This is a genomic window from Arcobacter sp. CECT 8983, from assembly GCF_004118855.1.
GTDB lineage: Bacteria > Campylobacterota > Campylobacteria > Campylobacterales > Arcobacteraceae > Halarcobacter.
Genome location: NZ_PDKF01000004.1, coordinates 564,412 through 589,923, shown reverse-complemented (window position 1 = coordinate 589,923; position 25,512 = coordinate 564,412). Strand labels below are relative to the sequence as shown.

At 27.8% G+C, this 25,512-nt stretch carries 21 protein-coding genes; 13 read left to right on the top strand and 8 right to left on the bottom strand.

Annotation, left to right across the window (positions count from 1 at the left end):
- The first annotated feature begins 2 nt into the window (after window positions 1–2).
- The 5 genes from trmB to CRV01_RS05735 all read left to right on the top strand — a co-directional run bounded on the left by trmB (window position 3) and on the right by CRV01_RS05735 (window position 5,923).
- On the top strand, window positions 3–1,196 hold the full coding sequence (gene trmB / locus CRV01_RS05755; protein ID WP_129007276.1) for a tRNA (guanosine(46)-N7)-methyltransferase TrmB: 1,194 nt from the start codon (window positions 3–5) through the stop codon (window positions 1,194–1,196).
- Window positions 1,196–1,858: a cell division ATP-binding protein FtsE gene (locus CRV01_RS05750; RefSeq protein WP_129007275.1), complete on the top strand. Its 663-nt coding sequence runs from the start codon at window positions 1,196–1,198 to the stop codon at window positions 1,856–1,858. Before trmB ends, CRV01_RS05750 begins: the two co-directional genes overlap by 1 nt.
- On the top strand, window positions 1,845–2,663 hold the full coding sequence (locus CRV01_RS05745; protein ID WP_129007274.1) for a cell division protein FtsX: 819 nt from the start codon (window positions 1,845–1,847) through the stop codon (window positions 2,661–2,663). The genes CRV01_RS05750 and CRV01_RS05745 overlap by 14 nt, the downstream gene beginning before the upstream one ends.
- On the top strand, window positions 2,656–3,957 hold the full coding sequence (locus CRV01_RS05740) for a murein hydrolase activator EnvC (protein WP_129007273.1): 1,302 nt from the start codon (window positions 2,656–2,658) through the stop codon (window positions 3,955–3,957). The genes CRV01_RS05745 and CRV01_RS05740 overlap by 8 nt, the downstream gene beginning before the upstream one ends.
- Window positions 3,958–4,078: 121 nt before the next feature.
- Window positions 4,079–5,923: a GGDEF domain-containing protein gene (locus CRV01_RS05735; RefSeq protein ID WP_129007272.1), complete on the top strand. Its 1,845-nt coding sequence runs from the start codon at window positions 4,079–4,081 to the stop codon at window positions 5,921–5,923.
- Between the two features lie 19 nt (window positions 5,924–5,942).
- Here CRV01_RS05735 and CRV01_RS05730 read toward each other — a convergent pair whose 3' ends face one another.
- Window positions 5,943–6,299, bottom strand: coding sequence for a hypothetical protein (locus CRV01_RS05730; protein ID WP_129007271.1), 357 nt, complete (start codon window positions 6,297–6,299; stop codon window positions 5,943–5,945).
- Between the two features lie 78 nt (window positions 6,300–6,377).
- Window positions 6,378–9,206, bottom strand: a complete 2,829-nt coding sequence (locus CRV01_RS05725; protein ID WP_129007270.1) for a PAS domain S-box protein — start codon at window positions 9,204–9,206, stop codon at window positions 6,378–6,380.
- Between the two features lie 146 nt (window positions 9,207–9,352).
- Between CRV01_RS05725 and CRV01_RS05720 the strand changes: the two genes are divergently transcribed.
- On the top strand, window positions 9,353–9,928 hold the full coding sequence (locus CRV01_RS05720; protein ID WP_129007269.1) for a methyltransferase domain-containing protein: 576 nt from the start codon (window positions 9,353–9,355) through the stop codon (window positions 9,926–9,928).
- Between the two features lie 47 nt (window positions 9,929–9,975).
- On the opposite strand, the gene CRV01_RS05715 is transcribed toward CRV01_RS05720, so the two are convergent.
- From CRV01_RS05715 to CRV01_RS05700, 4 genes are all read right to left on the bottom strand, one after another.
- A complete protein-coding gene (locus tag CRV01_RS05715) occupies window positions 9,976–12,528 on the bottom strand; it encodes a methyl-accepting chemotaxis protein (RefSeq protein WP_129007268.1) in 2,553 nt (850 codons plus the stop codon).
- Between the two features lie 133 nt (window positions 12,529–12,661).
- Window positions 12,662–13,156 (bottom strand): redoxin domain-containing protein, encoded by a 495-nt coding sequence (locus CRV01_RS05710; protein WP_129007267.1) that lies wholly within the window; start codon window positions 13,154–13,156, stop codon window positions 12,662–12,664.
- An 87-nt stretch (window positions 13,157–13,243) separates the two neighbouring features.
- Entirely contained in the window at window positions 13,244–13,561 is a 318-nt protein-coding gene (trxA, locus tag CRV01_RS05705) for a thioredoxin (RefSeq protein ID WP_129007266.1), read from the bottom strand.
- A gap of 58 nt (window positions 13,562–13,619) precedes the next feature.
- Window positions 13,620–14,216: a peroxiredoxin gene (locus tag CRV01_RS05700; protein WP_129007265.1), complete on the bottom strand. Its 597-nt coding sequence runs from the start codon at window positions 14,214–14,216 to the stop codon at window positions 13,620–13,622.
- Between the two features lie 209 nt (window positions 14,217–14,425).
- Between CRV01_RS05700 and CRV01_RS05695 the strand changes: the two genes are divergently transcribed.
- Entirely contained in the window at window positions 14,426–16,693 is a 2,268-nt protein-coding gene (locus CRV01_RS05695; protein ID WP_129007264.1) for a glutamine--tRNA ligase/YqeY domain fusion protein, read from the top strand.
- 113 nt (window positions 16,694–16,806) lie between these two features.
- Window positions 16,807–17,889, top strand: coding sequence for an ADP-ribosylglycohydrolase family protein (locus tag CRV01_RS05690; RefSeq protein WP_129007263.1), 1,083 nt, complete (start codon window positions 16,807–16,809; stop codon window positions 17,887–17,889).
- Window positions 17,890–17,907: 18 nt separating this feature from the next.
- Here CRV01_RS05690 and CRV01_RS05685 read toward each other — a convergent pair whose 3' ends face one another.
- Complete coding sequence (locus CRV01_RS05685) at window positions 17,908–18,510, bottom strand: RraA family protein (RefSeq protein ID WP_129007262.1); 603 nt, start codon at window positions 18,508–18,510, stop codon at window positions 17,908–17,910.
- An 8-nt stretch (window positions 18,511–18,518) separates the two neighbouring features.
- Window positions 18,519–19,325 carry a DnaJ domain-containing protein gene (locus tag CRV01_RS05680; RefSeq protein ID WP_129007261.1) on the bottom strand — a complete coding sequence of 269 codons (807 nt, stop codon included), beginning with the start codon at window positions 19,323–19,325 and terminating at the stop codon, window positions 18,519–18,521.
- A 98-nt stretch (window positions 19,326–19,423) separates the two neighbouring features.
- Between CRV01_RS05680 and CRV01_RS05675 the strand changes: the two genes are divergently transcribed.
- From CRV01_RS05675 to CRV01_RS05655, 5 genes are all read left to right on the top strand, one after another.
- A complete protein-coding gene (locus tag CRV01_RS05675) occupies window positions 19,424–20,032 on the top strand; it encodes an arylesterase (protein ID WP_129007260.1) in 609 nt (202 codons plus the stop codon).
- Complete coding sequence (locus tag CRV01_RS05670; RefSeq protein ID WP_129007259.1) at window positions 20,032–20,694, top strand: ABC transporter ATP-binding protein; 663 nt, start codon at window positions 20,032–20,034, stop codon at window positions 20,692–20,694. Before CRV01_RS05675 ends, CRV01_RS05670 begins: the two co-directional genes overlap by 1 nt.
- On the top strand, window positions 20,688–23,156 hold the full coding sequence (locus tag CRV01_RS05665; RefSeq protein WP_129007258.1) for an ABC transporter permease: 2,469 nt from the start codon (window positions 20,688–20,690) through the stop codon (window positions 23,154–23,156). Before CRV01_RS05670 ends, CRV01_RS05665 begins: the two co-directional genes overlap by 7 nt.
- Before the next feature lie 103 nt (window positions 23,157–23,259).
- The gene (locus CRV01_RS05660; protein ID WP_129007257.1) at window positions 23,260–24,948 is read left to right on the top strand and encodes a protein adenylyltransferase SelO family protein; all 1,689 of its coding nucleotides are present in this window, start codon (window positions 23,260–23,262) and stop codon (window positions 24,946–24,948) included.
- Window positions 24,949–25,052: 104 nt separating this feature from the next.
- The gene (locus tag CRV01_RS05655) at window positions 25,053–25,484 is read left to right on the top strand and encodes a hypothetical protein (protein WP_129007256.1); all 432 of its coding nucleotides are present in this window, start codon (window positions 25,053–25,055) and stop codon (window positions 25,482–25,484) included.
- Window positions 25,485–25,512 lie beyond the last annotated feature (28 nt).

Here is a 25,512-nt window from a genome sequence, read left to right as displayed (position 1 = left end):
AAATGCCTCATATAGTATTTAATAAAACAAACAAAAAATTAAAGGTACCATCTTCAATAGATGATACTAGCTTTAATTTTATTGCAAAGTCATATAATTTTACACAAAGCCCAAGAAAAACAGAGTATAAAATTTCAACAACAAGAGATAATAAAGAGTTTTTATTAACTCTAAGACAAAAAGATGACAACTTACTTTTAAAACCAGATAAAGTTACAAGAGTAAGTCCTGTACAACTAATCAAAGATTCTTTAAACTCTTATGCAAAGATTACTGAATCAGAAATTTTATTTGCAAATACTCAAAATATAAATCAAAAAATTGAACCTACACAAGATTATTTAAAAGATATTAACTATTTTTTAAATGATTTTGATACAGAAAAAGAGATTCAAATTGAGATTGGTTTTGGTAGTGGAAGACATCTTTTACACCAAGCAAAAGAGAATCCTGATGTTCAGTTTATAGGTTTAGAGATTCATACACCTTCTATTGAACAACTTTTAAAACAAGTAAAAATTCAAGAGTTAACTAATATTTTAGTTGTAAACTATGATGCAAGACTTTTTATGGAATTTATCAAATCAAATAAAGTTGGCAGAATTTTTGTTCACTTTCCTGTTCCTTGGGATAAAAAACCACATAGAAGAGTTTATTCAAGTGATTTTATCAATGAAGCATTAAGAGTATTAAAAGTAAATGGTACTTTAGAATTAAGAACAGATAGTAGAAAGTATTTTGACTACTGTACGGAGTTACTTACGAATCTGCCAAAGGGTAAAATTACTATAGATATAAATAAAGACTTACCTGTATCGAGTAAATATGAAGATAGATGGAAGAAACAAGGTAAACATATTTATGATGTAGTTTTATTATGTGAACAAGAAGATAAAGAAATAAATCACGACTTTGATTTTAACTTTGAAGAAGAAGTAAACTTTGAAGAGACTATAAAAAGTATTCCTACTAAAACTTTAGTTGAAAAAGACTACTTTGTTCATGTTGAAGATATATTCGTTATAGAAGATGAAACTAATTCTGGACTTATTCAAGTTACCTTTGGTAATTTTGATAGACCTTTAAGCAAATATATTATTGTAAGAGAGGGAAAAGCTTCATATTTTCAAGATCTTCCTCTTCCAACAAGTTCTAATATAAAAGCACACAATAAAATAAAAGAGATATTAAAATAATGATACAAGCCAAAAATATATATCTTTCTTATGATGAAAACAAGTATGTTATTAAAAAAGGTAACTTTTCAATAAGAGAAAAAGAGTTTATATTTATTGGTGGAACAAGTGGTAGTGGAAAATCTACTTTACTAAAATCATTTTATGGAGAAATTCCACTAAAACATGGAGAACTAAGAATTGCAGGACAAAATGTTTTTGGAATAAAGGGAAAATCCCTAAGAAGTCTTAGAAAAGATATTGGTATTATTTTCCAAGATTATAAATTAATAGAAGAGTGGACTATTGAAGAGAATATTATGATTCCTCTTAAAATCAATGGTTATTCAAATGATATTTCAAGGGAACAAGCAACAAAACTTTTAAACCATGTAAAACTATCACACAGAGCAGGATATTATCCAAATGAACTAAGTGGTGGTGAACAACAAAGAGTTGCAGTTGCTAGGGCTCTTGCACACAACCCTAAAATAATCATAGCTGATGAACCAACAGGTAACCTTGATGATTACTCAGCAGAAGTTGTATGGAATCTTTTAAAAGGTGCAAATGAACAATTAGGTATCACAGTAGTTGTTGTAACACATAGAGTTCCAAAAAACTTTGGTATTAGATTTAGACAGTTATCTATTGAAGATGGGATAATTTATGAAGTTTCTTAAAAATACATTTGCTTTTGTTGTTCCATTAACTGCTATGCTAATATCTTTTATTATATATTTATTTGCATCTAATATTTTAGATAATTATAAAATAAAAATTGCAAATGATTATTCTATTGTAGTAATTACAAATACGCCTTTAATAAAAGAAGATATTACCGAATTAGCAGGAATAAATGTAGAAAAGATTATAACTTTAGAGAAAAAATCAATAATTGATAATATTAAATCTGATTTATCAAATTCTTCAATAGATTTATTAAGAAAGAAATTACCACACTTTTATAAAATAAATTTAGAAACATTTCCTACAACAACTCAGCTTCAAACAATAAAAGATAAGTTGTATGCAAATAAAAATGTTAGGAAAGTAGAAATTTTCTCGAAAAATCACAATAGTATATATTTACTAATGCTTTTACTTAGTCAAATATCTTTTATACTCTTTACTATAATAACTATCTTTGCAATTATTATGATATCAAAGCAAATTAGAATTTGGTTTTATGAACATCATGAAAAAATTACTATTTTAAAACTTCATGGGGCATCTATTTTATATAGTTCATCAACAATTTTAAAGTATGCAATTATTAGTTCCTTCATTTCATTTTTTATAGTATCTGGAATGTTTATTTATTTAGTTGATAATATTGGTGTATTATTACCTAATGATTTAGAAAATATTGTACAAGTTACTCTTCCGTTAAATGAGTCATTATCTAAAATTTTTCTATTATCATTTGGTATTTCAATACTAACAATTATTGGTGTATTATTAAAGTATAAAATAAAATATGATTAAAAGATTAGCTTTACTATTTTTAGTATCAATCACTTTATTTGGAGCATCCACTAATAGTATTGATAAAAAAATCCAAAACAATAAATTAATTTTACAAAAAAATAAAAAAGTCCAAGAACAAAAAGATTTACAAATAAAGATTCTTGCAAAACAAATTAATAATCAAAACAAAGAATTAAGTAGATTAGAAAAAGCTATTACTATTATTAATGATGATATAAAAAAACACCAAAGTCAACTTGTTGCTGCAAAAGAAGCTTTAAAAACTTTACAAAAAGACTCAAGTGATTTAATAAAAGAAAAAAAAGATAGTGAAGAAAAAATTGTTAATACTATAATAAATGAGTTTTCTTCTTCAATAGCTTTAAAGCTTGCAGGAGAAAGTAGCCTTGAGGAACTAATTGACTCAGAAGTTTATACTTTACTTTCACAAAACTCTAAAGATGAAATTATAAAAATAAACAATAATTATGAACTTTTGACTCAAAATAGAAAAGAAAATAAAAGAAAAATAGATAAGATTAGTACTTATATTGCAGATAGAATCAAGAAGAAAAAAGAGTTAAGTATTTTAAAAAGAACTCATTCAAAATCTTTGGTATCATTAGAAAAAAAACATACAGAATATCAAGAGGAACTTAAAAAAACTGTTCAAAAACAAGACTCTTTAAAACAACTTCTTGGAAAACTAAATATTCTTAAAAAAGAAGAGATAGAAAAACAAAGAAGAGCAGCAATTGCAAAAGCAAAAAGACTTGCTGCACAAAAGAAGAGAAGACAAGCAAAAAAGAGTTCTAGTAAATATGAAGTTAGTGATGAAGATAGAAACAATAGCTATGCAAAAAACCTTGATATTGATGTTAGAATGATTGGTTCTTCAACTTCAGGAATTAAGATTTCAAAATATAGAGGAAGAAAAACAATTGCTCCACTTGACTCTTTCCAAGTTGTTAAAAATTTTGGAACATATTTTGACCCAGTATATAAGATACAACTATTTAATGAATCTATTGTTTTAAAAACTAAAAAACCTCAAGCAAAAGTTAAATCAATCTTCAATGGTAAAATTGTATATGCTAAAAAAAATGCAGGTATGCTTGAAAATGTTGTAATTGTTCAGCATAGAAATGGTTTACATACTATTTACTCTCATTTAGATCAGATTTCACCATCTTTAAAAGTAGGTAGATGGATAAAAAAGGGGTATGTTGTAGGAAGAGTTAATAATACTTTAACTTTCCAAGCTACAAAAAATGAAATGCATGTAAATCCTAAAGATCTTTTTAGAATATAATAAAAATCATTATAAATTATTAACCAAAAATAAACTTTAACATTTATGTCTTTTTTCTTATATTTTTTTAATACATTAAGCCTATTTTTTATAGAATAGCTACCTTAATAAAAGGTACGCAATGAGAAAAAATATTACACTTTATACAATAGTTATGATTATTATGCTTTCAGTTACTATTTCTATATTTAGTCTTTATAATCTAAGAAAAACTGGAATCAAATCAGCTATTCATAATGCCCAATCTATTTCAGAAGTTGTAAAAAGTGGATTAACTGCACATATGATTAATGGTAATATGAAAGATGTTAATACATTTATAAATTCTGCGTCAAATATTAAAAATGTAGAACAGCTATGGCTTGTAAGAAGTAAATTTGTTAATGAGCAGTTTCCTTCTTCTCACTTAAAAAATCCTCCAAGGGATGATTTTGATAAAAAAGCACTTTCAACAGGAAGAATGCAATATCAAATTGATGAAGAGATAACAAGTACTACTGTTAGGGTTACTATTCCATATAATGCAGTTGCAGAAAAAGGAATAGATTGTTTAAAGTGTCATCAAGTAGATCAAGGTACAACTTTAGGTGCAGTTTCAATTGTACTAGATATTAGTACTATAAAAGAAATAGGTATAGAATCTATATATGTTATTACTGTTTTAATCTTAACAACAATTATTCTATTTATTTTAGTTAGTAGAAGATTAATTAGTCCATATTTAAGACTATTTGATAAGTTCAAAATTAATATTAATCAAGCTACACATGGAAGATTTAAAGGGATAGTTCCTCCTGTTGGATTATCTGCTGAAATGATTAACATTACAGAAGATTATAATAATTTAATCCAATCTTTTAAAGATACCGCTGTTGATATTGATAAAAAACTTCAAGGCTTTGTTGGATTTAAAGCTTCAAACAAAAATAGAAACCCACTTAAAGACTCAAAAGAGATTATTGATAATTTATCAAACCTTTATCAGTTTAAAAAGCAGATTGAATTAGATAACACTAAAGAAGAGATTTATGATAGATTAGCAGAAGTACTACAAAACAAGTTTAAATTGAAAAACTTTAGTTTTGTGGAAATTGATATGAAAAAATATAAGATGACTACAATGAAACAGTGTGGAAAATCATTATATTGTGAAGAAACTTTAAAAACTAATCCAGAAGCTTGTAGAGCAGCTAGAACAAAAAGTGATGTTATGTCAGTACAGTTTCATAATACTTGTCCTCTTTTTGATAGTGACAAATTATACTACTGCTTTAATGTAGATATTACACAAAATCTATATTTAATTATTAACTGCGTTTGTGATACACAGGAAGAACTTGAAGAATTAAAAGAAAAAACTGTATTCATAAAAAGTTATTTAAAAGAATCAGTTCCTTCTATTGAAGTTAAACTTTTAATGAATGCTTTACAAGAATCTGCATTTACAGATGGATTAACTGGACTATATAATAGAAAATTCTTAGAAGAATATACTAAAAAAATGTTACCACAAATTAAAAGAGATGGAACAAATGTTGCATTACTTATGCTTGATATGGATCACTTTAAAGCTGTTAATGATGAGTATGGTCATGATATTGGAGATAAAGTACTTAAAGAACTTGCACGAATTTTAAATGAAACAGTTAGAGAATCTGATATTATCATCAGATATGGTGGTGAAGAGTTTATGATTTTATTAATGGGTGTAAACTCAGATGAAGCTGCAATGAGTGTTGCTAAAAAGATTGGTGACAAAGTAAGAGAAAATGAAATAGATGTTTACGCAGGTAATAAATTGAAGAAAACTGTTAGTATAGGTCTTTCAATGTATCCTGAAGATTCAACATCATTTGAAAATATTATTAAAAATGCTGATATTGCTTTATATGAAGCTAAAAATAGTGGTAGAGATAGAGTTGTTAGATTTAAAGAAGAACAAGTTTCAAGTGTTGACTTGTTTTAATACTGAAGCTAATTAAAATTTAATTAGCTTCTACAAGTTTATTTTCATCAGCAATATAATCATGTTTTAAACAGTGATCACATTTTGTAATATCATCATAATCAATAGTTAATAATTCTAACTCTTTAAACTCATCTTGTATTATTTTTATTGCTTCTTTATCAGCAGAATATAAAATAGATTTTCCATCTATAGTTCCACTAACTACTTTATCAGTTTTAGATAAAACATTTTCTAAACTATTTTCCCAATATGATATAAGCTCATCATTGTCTTCTAGCTCATCATAACGAATATCCCATTGGGCACAAAGGTCTGGTAAAAGACCACATGTTCTTTTATCATAAAAATCAATTGTAATTCCTTGAAGTTTCATAATAAACTCCTTTATCAGTATATAATTCATTTTATAACTTACACTCTTAAATATAACTAAATGCAACAAGTAATAATTTTAATTAAGATTTTTTAAGCATAGTTTTATTACAAAACATGCTCCAATATAATTTTTATCTAAATATGAATATTCAATATTAGAAACATCTATTTCACCATTTAAATGTTTTGTTATTATTTGATTTGTCATATAAAGACCTATTCCCGTACCTTGAGATTGATGTTTTGTTGTAAAGTATGGTTCAAAGATTTTATTTATATACTCTTTTTTTATTCCACCTGCATTATCTTTTATAGTAATTATACATTTATTTTTTTTCTTAAATAAATCTACAAAAACGTATCTATTAGATCTATTATCATCTATACTTCCCAAAGCATCACTTGCATTATTTAAGATATTAATTAAAGCTTGAATTAGTAGGTTTTCATTGCATTCAAATAAGGAATCATCTTCTAGGTTTAAAATTAAATTTATACCTTTTGTTTTATAAGAGTCTTTTGCTAAGCCAACTACCTTTAAAATCGTCTCTTTTAAATTTACTACACCCTTAGTCTGTGAGTCAGAAAGAAAGAAATTTCTAAAATCATCGATTGTTGATGAAAGATATTGAGCATATTTATTTATATTATCTAAGTTTAACATTAACTCATTATCTTCTAATATTCCCATCTCCTTTTTTAGCTTACTTCCTGTTGCTAAACTTGAAACAATTGATAAAGGTTGTCTCCATTGATGGGAAATATTACCTAACATTTCACCTAGTGATGCAATTTTTGATTGTTGGTACATCATTTCTTGACTTTGTACTTGTTCAGTTATATCAATAATATATCCAATAAAATTTACAACATTATTTTCATTATCAATTTGAGTTGCCGTATAATCTAAAACCCATTTTTCCTCATTTTGTTTTGTGACTATTCTATAAGGTTCATGTTTGAAATAGTCTTTTCTTTTACTTAATGATTTTTTATATTCACTTTTAACTCTTTGTAAATCTTCTTTATGAATACAGTCAAAATAATCTATTTCATTGTTTAAAAACTCTTTTTTAGAATACCCTAAGAGTTTCTTAATACTCAAAGAAGCGTACTCAACAGTCCACACCTCATCATTTTTCCATTTTAATAAAACTGAATCACCTTTATCAAATAAAGATAATAATACTTGTTGAGATTCTGCCAAGGAATTAGCTAACTTATTTAACTCTCTTAATTCATCTTCTCTTCTTTTTAATTCCGTTATATCATGCCCTATTCCTAAAACTCCAATTATATTATCATCTTTATCTTTCATTGCTTTTTTGGAAGTATGTAATAATACTTCTCTTCCATCTGTAGCATAAGTAACTTTTTCTTCATTCTTATGCACACCTTCAGTTTTCATTGCTTTTTTATCATTCATTCTAAAAAAATCTGCAAGTGTTTTATCTACATAATCATAATCAGTTTTTCCAACTATATTTCCTTCTTTGTCTCCAAAGAATTTTTCAAACTCTGAATTACATGCTAAATAGATACCATTTTGATCTTTCAACCAAACCATATCAGGAATTGTAAGTAAAATATTTTTTAAAAGTATTTGTTTTTGATTTAACTGTTCTTCATAATTTTTTCGTAAAGAGATGTCGTTTATAGTCCATAAGATACCTTTTGATAAATCTGCTGGTCTATTTTCATCTAAGGCCTTTCCTGACATCCTACACCAAACAGGTACACCATCTTTTCGTTTTAATCTATACTCTATATCAAAGGTTCTATTCTCTATTAAAAGAGGATGGGATTTTTTATAAAATTCATTTCTCTTTTTTTCACTTAAATGAAATATAGTGGTAAATGAACCTATAAATTCATTTGCTGAATCATATCCCATCATTTCTGCAAACCTATGGTTGGCATCTATTATCTTTCCCTCTTTTGAAACATATACAATCCCAGAATGAGAATTGTCAAATAAAAGTTTTAGATCTTTTTCTCTGTTTTCTAAAACTAAAGTATATTCATGTTTTTCAATTGCTTTTGATGCAATATTTGCATATGTTTCAATATATTTTAAATCATACTTATTTGGAGAACTTGGTTTATCATTATAAATTGCAAATGTACCTAAGATTTCATTATTAGAAGAGATAATTGGCTCTGACCAACAAGAGTGTAGGTTTGCTTTTTTGGTAAATTCTAAAAAACCTTGCCAATTTTCATGTTCATTAATATTTTCTACAATAACTCTTTTTTTTGAAAATGCTGCTGCACCACAAGAACCAACTTTTTTCCCTATTTTTGTACCATTAACTGCATTATTATAAAATTCTGGTAAAGAAGGAGCAGCTCCTGTAACTAATCTTCCTTTTGATTTATCTAATAAAAGAATTGAACACTTTGATGGATAACATCTTTTTTCTGCAAGTAATACAATTTTTTCTAATAATTTATCAAGAGAACTTTCTATAGCTATATACTCTAATAACTCTTTATTATCTTTATAAATAAGTTCATAATGTTTAGTTTCTGTAATATCTTCGATTAAGCCCCAAACTACTTTTTTGCCATCTGCTTGTTTTAAACTAAAACCACTAATTCTAATAGGAAACCTTGTTCCATCTTTTTTTATATACTCTTTTTCATTGGGTCCAAATCGTTTATATTTATCTAAGTCTTTAAATTGTTGTTTTTCTTGCTTACTATATTTAGAAGGAGTAATATCCCAAAAAGATAAGGATAAAAGTTCATCTTTTGAATATCCAGTATAATCTAATAAGGTTTGATTTACTTCTAGAAACTTACCAGTTTCTTGTTCTATCATTGCCATTGCAATAGGAGAAAACTCAAATAGTAGTTTGAATTTTTCTTCTGAATGTGATAAATATAATTCAGACTCAATCATAATACAACCTTATAATATTATCAATACATACTTATTATAACAAATAAATTGTTTTAACTATCCCCTTTTTACAATCTAATTTATATTTATTATATTATGTGTTTTAACTAAAAGCTTGTATAATAACAAAAAATAAAAGAAAAAATATGGCAATTAAAGATAAAGAAAAATGGAATAAAAAATATAAAAATACACCGGAACTTTTAGACGATAGACCCCAAAGCTATAAATTAGCAGATGTTATAAAACATACAAAAGGCTTAGATGCCCTTGATGTTGCTTGTGGTTCAGGAAGAAACTCAATTTTTCTTGCGAACAATGATTTTAAAGTAACAGCAATTGATATTTCAGAAGTGGCCCTTGATACTTTAAATAAAAAAAATAACCCAAATGTAAAAACAAAACTTGTTGATTTAGATACACACTCTTTTGATGAAAACAAATATGATTTAATTATAATGACAAACTTTTTAGATAGAAATATTATTCCTAAATTAACTAAGGCTTTAAAAAAAGATGGTGTACTATTTATAGAAACTTATATGTTCCATGAAGAGAATGAAAAGCCACCTTCAAATCCTGACTTTTTATTAAAAGAAGGAGAATTAAAAACTTTTTTTGATAAAAAAGAAGTAGAAATTTTAGAGTATGATGAATTTTTTAATGAAAGTTTTGAATTATATAAAATGAGAAAACAATCAATAGTTATAAGAAAAAAATAGAGTTATTTTCAAAATAGAAGTAAAAGGAAATAATTCCTTTTACTTTTTTATGAGTTTTTTAAATCTGTACAATTATGCTCTTTAATTTTATCAATATAATTAAATACCTTAGTCGTATTATCTTCAATATCTCTTGCTACAGAGAATAATTGTTTATCTGTTTTATCTTTTGCATCAATATCAATATACTTTTGAACATTGCTATGAACTTTCTCGTGAGCTATAAGGAACTCATCCCAATCTTTGTTGTTAGTATATGACTCATTTGAATGTTCCTCTATCCACTTACCTAAAGCACATTCAGTATGAGTTTTAACTTTTGCAGTTTTGCCATTTCCAAGCTCTTTAAAGTTTGTTTCTTTAAATGAGATATGATCAAGTTTTAGTTTTGTTGTATCAAATACTAAATCTACGTCACATACTTGATTTGACTTTGAAGTATCAAATTGAGTTCTATTTATAACTGCCATTAAGTTAGAAGCTATTTCACTTAAAGTCATAGCTTTTTGAGATACTATTTCAGATGCATTTGCATTTTCTTGTGTAGCTTTATCTAATTGAGTAATTACAGAATTGATCTGTTCCATTGCTCTTGTTTGTTCATTAGTTGCAGAACTTACTTCATTTACATTTGTTGTAACTTGTGAAACTTTTTCATTTAGATACTTGAAGCTTTCAACCATTTTATCAGCTGTTTCTTTACCCTCTTTTGTTTTTTCTTGAGCATAAATTACTAAATCTTTAATCTCTTTTGCTGCTTCAGCAGATCTATTTGCTAAGTTTCTAACTTCACCTGCAACAACTGCAAAACCTTTTCCAGCTTCACCAGCAGTTGCTGCTTCAACTGCTGCATTTAGTGATAGAATATTTGTTTGGAAAGCAATTTGATCAATTACTGTAATTGCTTCAACAATATCATTAGTTGCAGTATTAATCTCTTCCATAGACTTTCCAGTCCTATGAGCTAACTTATCATCTTCTGCACTTGTAGTTTTTAAATCTTCTGCAATATCTGACATCTCTTTTGCTCTTTGTCCTGTTGAAACAATAGTAGAAGTAATCTCTTCAACTGCAGCAGCTGTCTCTTCTAAGCTGGCTGCTTGTTGTGTTGCTGAAGCAGAAAGTTGTTCTGAAGTTGCTGCAAGTTCATTTGAGTTTACTGATAAACTTCTACCTGTTTTATCAATCATAGATAAAACTTCTGAAATAGAATCACCTAAAGCGTTTGCCCCTTTTACTAAAGAACCGATATTCCCACTTTTATCACTAGAAATTTTATAATCATAACGTGCATTACCAAACTCAATTAATGCATTGATTACCATAACAATATTATCCCTTGTTATTTCTAACATTTGATTAATATTCTCTTTTAATAGTTCTACTTGTTTATTTGAAGCACTTGAATCGATTTTATATGTATAGAAACCATCTTTTGCTTTTGCTACAATATCAATTGCTTCATCAATAACTTTTGCATCTTGCTTTAAGCCCTCTTCTATATTTGAAAGATATTTATTAAAATTATTAGCTAAAATCCCTAATTCATCATTTCTATTTAGTTTTATTTTTTCGCTTGGGTCATTGCTTTTTGTTAGATCAACAATTGCATCAGATAAAATACCCAATGGTTTTATAACTGTATTTTTTAGATTAAATAAAATAGCGACTAAAACAACTAAACCAAAGATTACTAAAATCATAACTGCTGTATTAATAAACTTCTCTGCATTAATAATAGCACTTTCAACTATTGCTAAAGGTCTTGCTACTAAGTAGATTCCTAAAGTTTCACCTCTAAAATCTTTTACCTCACTACTTGTATAAAAGTATTTATCACTTTTATAAAAACCATTTGCTTTTAAAGACTCTAAATCAATTGTTCTTGCATCAGCTAAGAAATCTTTATTTACAAATTTTTGAGAAATAAGATAGTTTTTAAATTTGTTTGTATCATTAAAAAGTTCAACTTTTTTTACATTTAAATCCATAAGAAGTAAAAAAGCATCTTTGTCTTTATCAAACTTCTTAGCAACAGAGTTTAAACCTTGAATAAACTCTAAAGAACCTAAATGTTCTCCATTGTCATCTTTTATAGGAACCACTGTTCTTAAACTAAGTCCAGCTTTTCCTAGTTCCATTGTATTAACTGGTTCATTTGAACTATTTACTTTTACAACACTATGTCTAAATGAGCTTAAATCATCACCATATTTTTCTGGTTTCCATGCTCTTAAAAAAGATTTGTTATCTTTTGTATGCACATGAACTTTGATGTTTTTAAAAGGGGTATGGTCCTTCATCTCTTTTGAGATTGACTTTAAACTAAGAATTGCTAACTCTCTGTTGTTTTCTCTTAGTGCTTGTTTTATTCTTCCATCATTTGCTATTGATAAAGCATTTGAAATCCCAACATCTTTTTTCACTTGTACATTCTCAGTGACGTGAGTAATTAACTCATCTAATGTACTTTGATAAACTTCTTTTTTTGTAATATTTTTATAGTAATTAAAAACCAAAAAACTAATTACTAATGCAACAAATATTATAAGAACAGTTACAAAAGAAAATTTCTTTTGAATACTCATATTTTTAAACATTATCCTTCTCCTTAATTGGCTGGAATTATAGGATAAATATGTTTATTCTAATTTTAAATTATATAAGTAATTATAATTTTACTTTTTTGTTATAATTATTACTAATAATTATGATTAGTAATAATTATGTAACTTATTTTGCTAAGGACATTCTTGCATATAATCCAAGAGTTGAAGTGTAACCCACTTCACTAAACATTAAACTTTTTTCACTGTCATATATAAAAGTAGAAGGAAAGGCTTTAATATTGAATTTTTTTGAATAAAAGCTATCTTCATCATTGATAACTTTAAAACTTAGATTATGTTCATTTAAATAATTTTGAATATCTTCTTTTGTTCCTGATTGAACTGCAACCGTAATCACTTCATAATCTTTTGATATTTTTTCTATATTTGAAGCTTCAAATTTACAAGTTGGACACCAAGTAGCCCAAAAGTGAAGAAGTACTGGTTTATTATTAGGAAGAGTATATAAACTGCCATCTAATAATGTAATAGTTTTTAAATCTAATTTTTCTTTATTTAAATCAAGTGAGCGATAATAGCTAAAAACATTTGCAGCAATAGTTAATACAACAACAAAAACAATAATCTCTTTTAAATACTTTTTTATCTTTTCTTTCATAATTTCTCCAATAAAAAAGAATTATATAGTTTTTTTGTGTATTTAATATATAGAGAAAAAGGCAAGAGAACTTGCCTTTTATTTTATTTAGATATATTTGTTTAGTTTTTCTTCTAATGCAGCTTTAGTAGTTGCACCAATTAGTTGATCTACAATTTCACCATCTTTAAAGAAAAGAATAGTAGGAATAGATCTAATTCCATATTTTACAGTTAGATTTTGTTCTTCTTCTGTATTTACTTTACAAATTTTTGCTTTACCTTCGTAATCTATTGCTAGCTGTTCAATTGCTGGAGCAATCATTCTACAAGGTCCGCACCAAGGTGCCCAAAAATCTACTAAAGAAACACCTTCTTTAACTGTATCTTCCATAGTACTTTCATTTATTTCAATATATTTTGACATAATATTATCCTTTTGAAAAGTCCCCTTTAAAAGAGGACTTATTATTCTTTAAATTATTTTATAACTTGTCAGAGTTTTTACTTAAGTATTCAGCTACACCTTCTGTTGTATCTTTCATACCTTCATCACCTTTGTTCCATCCAGCAGGACAAACCTCACCATTTTCATTTGTAAAAATCATAGTATCAACCATTCTTATCATTTCATCAATATTTCTTCCTAATGGTAAGTCATTGATAACTGCATGTCTTACTGTTCCATCTTTGTCAATTAAGAATGAACCTCTTAATGCAACTTCTTCATTAAATAATACATCATAATCTTTTGCAATTTGTTTGCTTAAGTCTGCAACCATTGGGAACTCAACTCTTCCAATACCACCTTGTTCAACTGGTGTTTCTCTCCAAGCAAAGTGTGCAAATTCTGAATCAATAGAACAACCAATCACTTGAATACCTCTTTCTTTGAAATCTTTAACTCTTTTTGAAAAAGCAATAATTTCAGATGGACAAACAAACGTAAAATCTAAAGGCCAGAAAAATAATACTGCACCTTTCTCACCAATATTTTCATATAAATTAAAATCCTCTACAATTTGTCCATCAGCTAATACTGCCTTTGATGTAAAATCTGGAGCTTTTTTTGTTACTAACATTTTATTTCCTTTAATAATTTTTTTCTTTTATAAATAGAAGTATAATAGAAGTTTTATTAAACTTTACTTAATAATACTTTTCTTTGGAAAAAAATTATCCTTTATCTTTTTTGACTATTTCTTTTCTCTTTATAATGAATACAAAATTGTAAGCACTAATTAGATAAAATATCTCCCTTAAAAGTTACAAAATCAAAGGTTTAATAATAATGAATGAAAGCAAAGATTTTTTACGTGCAATTGTAGAAGAAGACCTAAAATCAAATAAATACAATAATGTAGTTACAAGATTCCCTCCTGAACCAAATGGTTTTCCTCATATTGGACACGCTAAATCTATCTGTATAAACTTTGGTATTGCACGTGATTATAATGGTCACTGTAACCTTAGAATGGATGATACAAACCCAACAAAAGAAGATACAAAATATGTTGAAGCCTTAAAAGATGCTGTTAAATGGCTAGGTTTTGACTGGGGTGAAGAAGTTTATTTTACATCTGATTATTTCCAAAAACTATATGACTATGCTGTAGAACTTATAAAAAAAGAAAAAGCATATGTTGATAGCATAAGTGAAGAAGAAATGAGAGAGCTAAGAGGTACTGTTACACAAGCTGGTAAAAGAAGTCAATATGCAAACAGAACTGTAGAAGAAAACCTTGAGCTTTTTGAAAAGATGAAAAATGGTGAGTTTAAAGATGGGGAACATGTATTAAGAGCAAAGATTGATATGAGCGCAGCTAATATGAAGATGAGAGACCCTCTTTTATATAGAATTAGACATGCTCACCACTTTAGAGCTGGTGATAAATGGTGTATTTACCCAATGTATGATTTTGCTCATTGTTTATCTGATTATATTGAAGGGGTTACACACTCTATTTGTACTTTAGAGTTTGAAAATAATAGAGATATCTATGATTGGGTTTTAGATACTTTAGAATTACAACCACCAAGACCATATCAACATGAGTTTGCAAGACTTGGAATTAACTATACTGTTATGAGTAAAAGAAAACTTCTTGAGCTAGTTGAAGGAAACTATGTGAGTGGTTGGGATGACCCAAGAATGCCTACAATTGCAGGATATAAAAGAAGAGGATATACACCTGAATCTATTTTAAACTTCTGTGACCAAATTGGTATTGCAAAAGCAAACTCTATGGTTGATGTTGCACAACTAGAATACTGTATTAGAAATGATTTAAACCAAAAAGTTCCAAGAGTTATGTGTGTATTAGACCCACTTAAAGTAACTATAGAAAATTATGAAGGTGAAGGTGAAGAGATTGAAGCTTCATATTATCCCCATGATGTTCCAAAAGAAGGTTTTAGAAAAGTACCATTTACAAAAGAACTTTTTATAGAAAGAGAAGACTTTAATGAAAATCCACCAAAGGGATATTATAGACTTACACCAGAGCAACCTGTAAGGTTAAGACATGGTTATATCATTTCTTGTGAAGAAGTTATTAAAGATGCAAGTGGAAAAATCATTGAAATCAAAGCTAAATATTATAAAGACTCAAAAAGTGGAAGTGACACAAGTGGTATAAAAGTAAAAAGTGCTATTCAATGGGTAAGTGCAAATAAAGCTAAAAATATAGAAGTAAGGCTTTATGATAGACTATTTAAAAATGAAGCACCTGAAGGATTAGAAGACTTAAATCCTGATTCACTTTCTATTATCAAAAATGCCCTTGTAGAACCAGCAGTAATTGAAGATAAATCACATGAAAGATTCCAATTTGAAAGACAAGGATATTTCTATAAAGAACCAGTTGATTATACAGATCAAGCTCCTGTATTTAATAAGATTGTTTCTTTAAAAGACTCTTGGGCTAAAAAGAGTAAAAAAGAAGAAGACAAACCTAAAGAAGTAAAAAAACAAGAGCCAAAAAAAGTTCAAATAGATGGGGAAGCAGCTCCTTTAACAAAAGAGCAAGAAGAACTTTTTGAAAAGTATACTAAAGAGTTAAAACTAAATACAGAAGTATCAAATATTTTATGTAGAGATGAAAAACTTTCTTCATTTTATGAAAAGACTCTAAAACATTTAAATAGTCCAGTAGCTTTAGCTAATATTGTTGCAAATGATGTTGCAAAACAATTAAAAGAGAAATCTGCTTTAGAACTTAAGTTTAATGCTTCAGATATCGCAGAACTTATTAAAATGGTTGATGATGAAACTATTTCAACAAAGATAGCAAAACAAGTATTTGAAGAGATGAGCCAATCAGGACAAAGCCCTACTAAAATTGTTGAAGATAAAGGTTTAATTCAAATTAGTGATGAAGCTGTTATTTTACCTATCATTGATGATGTTATTGCAAAAAATCCAGAAAACTTAGAAAAGTTTAAAAATGGAAATACAAAACTATCAGGTTTCTTTGTGGGACAGGTATTAAAAGCAACAGGTGGAAAAGCAAATCCTAAAGTTGTAAATGAACTTGTAGCAAAACGCCTAAATAATTAAACTACTTAATATCAAGCTAACTTCCCAAAGCTTGATATTAACCTTATTCTATCCATTGACATTAATACTAATTAGTCTTATAATCTACTCTTAACTATAAAAAAGGAGTAGATATGCCAATAACTACAGAAGAAAGAGTAAAAGGTGCTATTATAGGAGCATTTATTGGTGATGCATTAGCCCTTGGTTGCCATTGGTATTATGATTTAGAAGAACAATACAAAGATTATGGAAAATGGATAACAGACTATACAACTCCTAAAAAAGGTAGATACCACGAAAACCAAAAAGCAGGAGATTTATCTCAATCTGGTTTTATACTAAAATTAATGATTAATTCTATTTTAGATAATAATGGTTACAATCAAGAAGATTTTTGCAAAAAAATAGATGAAGAACTTTTCACAAAAATTGATGGTATTCCAATTCATGGACCAGGAGGATATACTTCTCAATCAATTAGAGAAGTTTATAGACAAAGAGTAGAACAAAAACTTTCTTGGGATGAAGTAGGAAGCCAAGCTGACACAACTGAAGCAATAGAAAGAACTTTAGCCCTTGCAGTAAGATATGCTTTTAATCCTCAACAATTAGCAAAATCAATTTCTCACAATACTTTTATAACACAAGTAGATGATATAGTTGGTTCTATGACAGTTGCATATGGTGCAGTTTTAGCCCAACTAATTCAAGGTGAAACATTAGATGAAGATATATCAAATAAACTAATGAAACAAGTAAAAAACAAAGAACTTCCTTTTCATGCAGTAACTTCAGATAATTTCCAACCACCAAAACCTGGAAGTAAAGATCCTTCAAATATTGGACTATTTGCTTCACCTGATGCCCTACTTTCACCATCATTTATGGCAAAAGCAGCAAAAGATCCTCAAATACAAATAGAACCTGCTTGGAAAGTATCTTTAGTTTATGGTATGCCTTGTGCTATTTATCATATGCTTCCTGCTTGTTATTACTTAGCAAGTAGATTTAATGATGACTTTGAATCAGCTGTATTGCATGCTTTAAATGGAGGAGGACAAAATCAAGCTAGGTCGATACTAACAGCAGCTTTAGTTGGAGCCCAAGTAGGTATAAAAAATATTCCTCAAAGATTTATTGATGGGTTAAATGAAAAAGAAGAGTTATTAGAACTAGCAGATAAACTTGCTAAACAAGTAATTGAAAATAAATAATTATAAAAATAGACTCTTTTAACTATAAAAAGAGTCTATTTTTTTTCTATGGTTTTGTGCCCATTTTTCAAAGCCCATCTCTTTTTCAGCTTCTACATTTGTTTTTGTTTGATTATAAACTTCTTGGGCTTTTTCTTTAGAAATAACAGCAATTCCCTCTTCATCTGCAACTATAATATCACCAGGATTTACACAAATACCTCCAGCTACAATTGGAGTATTTAATGGGAGTATTGCTTTTTTAGTTCCAGGCATAGGATGAACACCCCTACCAAAAATAGGAAACTTAATCTCTTTTACTTCACCTATATCTCTTACTACACCATCAATTACAAAACCTTTTATGCCTAAACCCTGAGCAATTGCACATACATTTCCACCAGAAACTGCATAATCCATAGAATTAGTTTGAGCTACTATAATTGATCCCTTTGGTGCTTCATAAATAGCTTTATGAAGTGCTAAGTTATCTCCAGGAACCATATTAACTGTAAATGCAGGTCCTGAAATTCTTGGTATATCTTGCCAAAGTTGTTTCATCCCAGCATCCATAAAACTCTCTCTTTTTAAAGGACCTGCATAATCACAAGGACTAAACTCTGAAAACTTTTCATAATCCATTTTAACTTCTATCCTTTCTTTATATCTTTTATAACTTGATAAGCTTGATTTATTTCTTGTGTTTTTGAAGTAGCTTCTTCCATATAAGCTTCATCTTTTTCTTGTGAACTTATAATATCAGGGTGATATTCTCTTATAAGTTTTCTATATGCTTTTTTTATAGTATTCATATCATCACTTTCTTTTACCCCTAAAACCTCATAAGCTTTTGAAGGAGTCATTGAGTCTTTATTGTTTTGCATTTTTTGTTCTAATGCACTAACAATAGAATTATATACCTCATCAGAAATTTGTAACTCTTTTGCAATTATTCTTAATATTTTATCTTCATCATTACTAATACCACTATCAATATAAGCTAACTGAATCAAGAAACTTATAAACTGTCTTCTTTTTAAAATACTTTTTCCAAGAAGTTTATTTAATGAATTTGCAATTTGTCTTGTATCATCAATTCTTTTTTTCTCTTCATTAAAAATCTCTTTCATAATACTTCTAGCTTTGTCTTGCTCATCAAAAACTTTTGAAATATCATCAAACATCATTCCCACAAGTTGTGCTTCTAGTTCATCTACTCTTCCATCTGCTTTGGCAACTTTTGCAACTAGAGCAATAAAATGTCCTAAATAACTCTCTCTAAAAAATTCTTTAGAAGCTACTAATTTATTTAATTTCTTTTTTGAATAAAGTTTATATAATCTAATTGCAACAATCAATCCAAAAATAATTGATAAAGTTAGAAATGTATTTACTATAAAAGTGTAATACAATATCACAAGTAATACTGCTATAAAAATCCATTTTTTTAATTTCATAATTTAATCCACACCTTTATATATAATAGTTAACTGAAGAGAAATTATATCTACTTAAACTTAATTGACTTGCCCATATTCTTTTGATAGTATTGAGCATGAAAAAGACACTTATTATCCTATTTATACTTACACTACAAGTTGTATTTGCAAATACAAGTACTAAAACAATTTTATTTTTAGGTGACTCTTTAACTGAAGGTTTAGGAGTATCAAAAGACAAGGCTTACCCAAGCTTAATAGAAAAGTTAGCAAAAGAAAAACTAAATAAAAATATCAAAGCCATAAATGGTGGAGTAAGTGGTTCTACTACAAATGATGCTTTATCTAGATTAAAATGGTATTTAAAAAGAAAACCTGATATTGTTTTTATTGCACTTGGTGCAAATGATGGGCTTAGAGGCTTAAACCTTACGCAAAGCCAACAAAATCTTGAAGAGATAATAAATTATACTTTAAAAGCAAATGCAAAAGTTTTATTAGCAGGTATGCTTATACCGCCAAACTATGGACCTGCTTACTCAAAAGAGTTTCAAGATATGTATTTAAAATTAAAAAAGAAATATAATCTTAAGTTTATGCCATTTTTACTAAAAGATGTAGCAGGAGTTCAAAAACTAAACCAAGCAGATGGAATTCATCCAAATGCTCAAGGACATAAAATCATAGCAAAAGAAGTATTCAAATTTCTAAAGGAACAGTTATAATGCTACAAATCAAAGCACTTAAAAAATCATATACTCAAGGTGCACAAGAAGTCAAGATATATGAGGATTTGAACTTTCATGTAAAAAAAGCACAAAGAGTTGCTATCATGGGAAAATCAGGAAGTGGTAAGTCAACTTTACTTTCTTTAATTTCAGGTATTATAAAACCAAATGATGGGGATATTGTTCTTGATAATATTTCATACAAAGATATGAATGAAGAAAAAATAAATGACTTTAGAGCAACAAATATAGGTTTTGTTTTTCAAAACTTTCATCTAGTATCATATTTAAATGCCTTAGAAAATGTAATGCTTCCTGCAAAGGTTTGTGGTATAAAAAATGCAAAAGAAAAAGCTTATGAGTTATTAGAAAGTGTTGGCTTAGGGCATAGAATAGAACACCTTCCTTCTGAACTTAGTGGAGGAGAAAAACAAAGAGTAGCAATTGCAAGGGCTTTGATACACAATCCAAAGATAATTTTAGCAGATGAACCAAGTGGAAACTTAGATGAAGAAACAGGAATTGCAGTAATGGATAAGCTTTTTGAACTAATCAAAAAAAACAATACCACTTTGATTTTAGTAACTCACTCAAAAGATATAGCTGCAAGATGTGAAGAAACTTATTCTTTAATAGCTGGAAAACTTGAAAAATGTTAATACTTGAACTTGTTTCAAAGGCGTTAAAAAGGTCTAAATCTTTTAGTCTTATATTTATACTAAACTTTTGTCTTGCTATTGCATCGCTGTCTTATTTACAATTTTTTAAAACAAGTATTGATAGCTCACTTGATGAAAAAGCAAAAAATTTGCTTGGAGCTGATTTAGTAGTATCTTCAAGATTTCCAATAAGTGATAAACAAAAAGAGCAAATAAAAAACAAACTTCCACAAATCAAAAGCTATGATGAAGGAATTTCAACAGTAAGTATGGTTGCTTCAAAAAATAGAGCAAGACTTATGGAACTTGTTCAAATAAATAAGGGTTTTCCATATTATGGTGGTTTAACTTTTAATGATAACTCAACTTATCCAAAGGGTGAAAACTTACCAAAGAAGAATGAGGTTTGGGTATATCAAGAGGTTTTAGACTTACTTGAACTAAAAGCAAATGACACTGTAAAAATAGGAAGTAAAAATTATACTATCGCAAAAGTCATCAAAGAAGATAGTTTAAAAAATATAAGCTTTAGTGGTTTTATGCCAAAACTATATTTAAGTTCTGAAGGTTTAAAAAGAAGTGAACTTTTAAAGTTTGGTTCAACTGCAAGATATAAACTGAACTATCTTTTTGAGCAAAAATTAAGTAATGATAAACTTGAAAATTTAGAAGAAGAAATAGAATCACAAATAGATAGAACACTTAGGATTTTATCTCCAAATGATGGAAGAGATAGATTGATTGCAGTATTGAACTTCTTGACAAACTTCTTATCTCTAGTATCTTTAATCTCCTTTTTCTTAGGTCTTGTAGGACTTATATATTTATATTCAGGTTTTTTAAGAAAACATCAAGAAGACATTACAATATTAAGTGATATTGGAGTTAGTAAAAACAATCTTATTTTAACTTATTTACTTCATCTTTTTGTACTTATAAGTATTGCTACGGTTTTAGTATTTACTCTGATAAGTTTATCTTCACAATTTATAGGACCATTTATTCAAAAATACATTGATTTTAGTTTTGATTTTTCTTTAGATTATATGTTCTTTGTAAAATCTGCTGTAGTTCTTTTTGTATTGAGTTTATCTATTGGGCTTCCTCTAATTTTGCCATTAGTTCAAAGACAAAAAAGAAAACTCTCAAGAATAATTTTAAGTTTTATTCCCTTTGTAAGTTTTTTACTTTTGCTTTCTCACTTTGTTACACCTTCAAAAAATATAGGATTTTTCTTTGCCCTTGGTGTACTTGTAATAATAGCCCTACTTTTTGCTATTGGTTCATTTTTATTAAAAAGGTTTGATTTCTCTGGACACCTTGATAACTTAGCTTTATCGTTAGCTTTAAAAAATATCACAAGACAGAAAAGAACTTCACTTACACTATTTACTGCAATACTTTTATGTACTGCATTTTTTAGCCTTATTCCTCAAGTTGGAAGTTCTTTATCAAATGTTTTATCAAAAAGTGTAGAAGAAAGACCTAGATTTTTTGTTGTTGATGCAAAAGAAGAACAACTAGAAGATATAAATAAACAAGTAGAAAAAATGGGTGCAAAATTAGAAAATATAGCACCTATGATTCGAGCTAGAATAATAAAAATAAATGCAAAAGAACAATCACAAAAAGGTGAAAATGCAAGAAACTCTGCTATAAATCTATCATATAGAAATAAACTAAAGCCTAGTGAGCAGATTGTAGAAGGAAGAGAGTTTAGTGGTAAATATAATTCAAGTGATTTCTCAAAACCTATTGAGTTAAGTGTTGAGCAAAGATATGCAAATAGAAGAGATATAAGTTTAGGAGATACAATTGTTTTTGATGTTTTAGGATTAGAATTAAGTGCAAAAGTAGTAAACATAAGAACAGTAAAGTGGACTGAATTTACTCCAAACTTTTTTTTACTACTTCAAGATGCAGCTATAAATGATGCACCTAAAACTATGCTTGCAACTATTTCTACAGGGAAATATGATGCAACAAAAATGCTTCTAAATCTAACAGATAAGTTTCCTAGTCTTACAGTAATAGATGTAAAAAATCTTTTTGAATCTTTTTCTACTGTTGTAAAAGATGTTACATCAATTACAGAGAAAATGTCTTTATACTCTGTTGCAATTGGTTTACTTATGAGTTTTATTATTATTCAGTATCAAATGAATTTACAAAAAAACAATATACTTAGACTTAAAATGATTGGAGTAAAAAATAAGACAATTAAAAACTCATTTTTATTGGAGTTTGGACTTATCTCAATTTTTGCAAGTATCTTAGGAATAGTTTTAGGAAGCATTGGTTCATATATAATAAGTGATTTACTTTTTCAATCTATTTGGGATTTTAGAGCAGATATACTGGTACTTTACTTTTTATTAATACCAATAATAACTATTTTAGTTGTGAGCTTTTTTACCTCAAGAATTATTCATCAAAAGGAGAATGTACTTTTTGGTGAATAAGGTTTACTTTTCACTTAATAAAAATTTCTAACTAGTATTTTTTCTATGTCTTTTAAATAATTATGTTAAAAATCTTATATAAACAAATTATTGGATTAAAAACATGAATAAAAATATTAATAGCTTTGAAAAACTAGCAAATACAAGTGACTACTCTTTTGTAGAAAATCTTACTAATGACCCAGATGAAAAACTAAATGGAAATAATAAAAACCCAAGAGAAGTTTTTTCTGGACATTATGTAAATGTTGCACCTACACCTATCAAAGACCCAATTTATATTTCACATAGTAAAAACTTTTTTGAAGAGTTAGGAATAGATGAAAGTCTATTAAAAGAAGAAAACTTTGTCAAAATGTTTTCAGCTGATTTATCAAATGTACCAAGTCCCATGAGAAACAAAGGTTGGGCAACAGGATATGCCCTATCTATTTATGGAAATGAATATTATGCACAATGCCCTTTTCAAACAGGAAATGGATATGGTGATGGACGAGCAATCTCTATTTTTGAAGGAATTTTAAATAATAAAAGATGGGAATTTCAACTAAAAGGTGCAGGAAGAACACCATACTGTAGAGGAGCTGATGGACGAGCAGTTTTAAGATCAAGTGTCAGGGAATTTTTAGCCCAAGAACATATGCACAAACTTGGAATCCCAACATCTAGGTCTTTGACACTATTTACTTCAAAAAAAGAACAAGTTCAAAGACCATGGTTTAAAGAACACTCTTATTCAAGAGATCCTGAAGTTATGATAGAAGAAGATGTTGCTATTACTACAAGAGTTGCACCTTCTTTTATAAGAGTTGGACAACTTGAACTTTTTGGAAGAAGAGCTAGAAAACATGAACATAAAAATGCTTTAAAAGAGTTAGAACAAATAGTTTTACACCTAATTGATAGAGAATATAGTAAGACTATAGATGTAACCTTAGATTTAGAAAAAAAAGTACTCTTACTAGCTAAACAGTTTCAAGATAGACTTACTTCTTTGGTAGCTAACTGGATACGGGTAGGCTATTGCCAAGGGAATTTTAATAGTGATAATTGTGCAACAGGTGGATTTACCCTTGATTATGGTCCTTTTGGCTTTATTGATATGTTTGACCCAAATTATCAACCATGGACTGGGGGAGGTATACACTTTTCATTTTTCAATCAACCCCAAGCAGCACAGAAAAATTTTAAATCATTTTGTTCTGCTTTAAAACCCTTGGTTATTTCTAAGCAAGAATCTATTAAAGAGCTTGAAAATATAGAAAAAGATTTTATATATATAATGCAATCAAAAATGGAAAAGATGTGGGCAAGGAAACTAGGTATTAAAAGATTTGATTCTGAACTTTTTGAAGAACTTATTAATCTTATGATTGAAACAAAGATTGATTACACAATATTTTTCAGAGAATTATCAAATATACCAAAAGATATAAAAGAGCTTGAAAAAAGTTTTTATACAAATATTGAAAATGAAAATATCAAATCAAAATGGAATAAATGGTTAGAAAAATGGAATTTAGAATTAAACATTAATTCTAAAGAAGATAAAGAAAAATTATCACAAGAAATGAAACTTACAAACCCAAAATATACGCTAAGGGAGTGGATTTTAGTTGATGCATATAAAGAGGCAGAAAATGGAAATTATCAGCTTATAAAGAAACTACAAGAAATAATGACAAACCCATATTCTAAGCAAGAAATCGAAATAGAAAATAGATATTATAATAAGAAACCATCGAACTTTTTTGGAGTAGCTGGGGTATCACACATAACTTGTTCTTCGTAAAATTTCTTATTAATTAATTTATAATATAATTATTTTAAGAAAAATAGGTTATAATATTTAATAAAAGTTACAATTCTAAATGATAACCTAATAAAGGAGCAATTATGGGAGTTAATGAAATTGTAGATAAATTTAACATTGGTTTTTTTAATACTAATACTGAACATTCAAAATCATTTGATTTTAATAATCTTGACCAAGATTTAGTAACACAAGGGTTTGAGAATAAGCTTAGAGAAGTAAGTAGAGAAGCTTATATTCCTTCTCCTGATGATTATGCTAAATTAGAAGGTTTCACTTATGGTGAAAATGGAGAACAAATTCCTACGACAATTGTTATGGAAGGTCAATTTAGTGCAAGAACTTTCTTAGATGAAGAAGGTAAATGGGATAAAAAAGCAGAAAATGAATTCTATAGAAAAGAAGAAATGGAACACAAAAAAGAAGTTATAAGTGATTGGCTTCAAAATCAAAGTTATGACTTAAGATTTGAAGCTAAGCTAATGAAAGCATTATTAGCTAAAACATACGAATAACAATAAATTAACTCTTAATAAACATCTT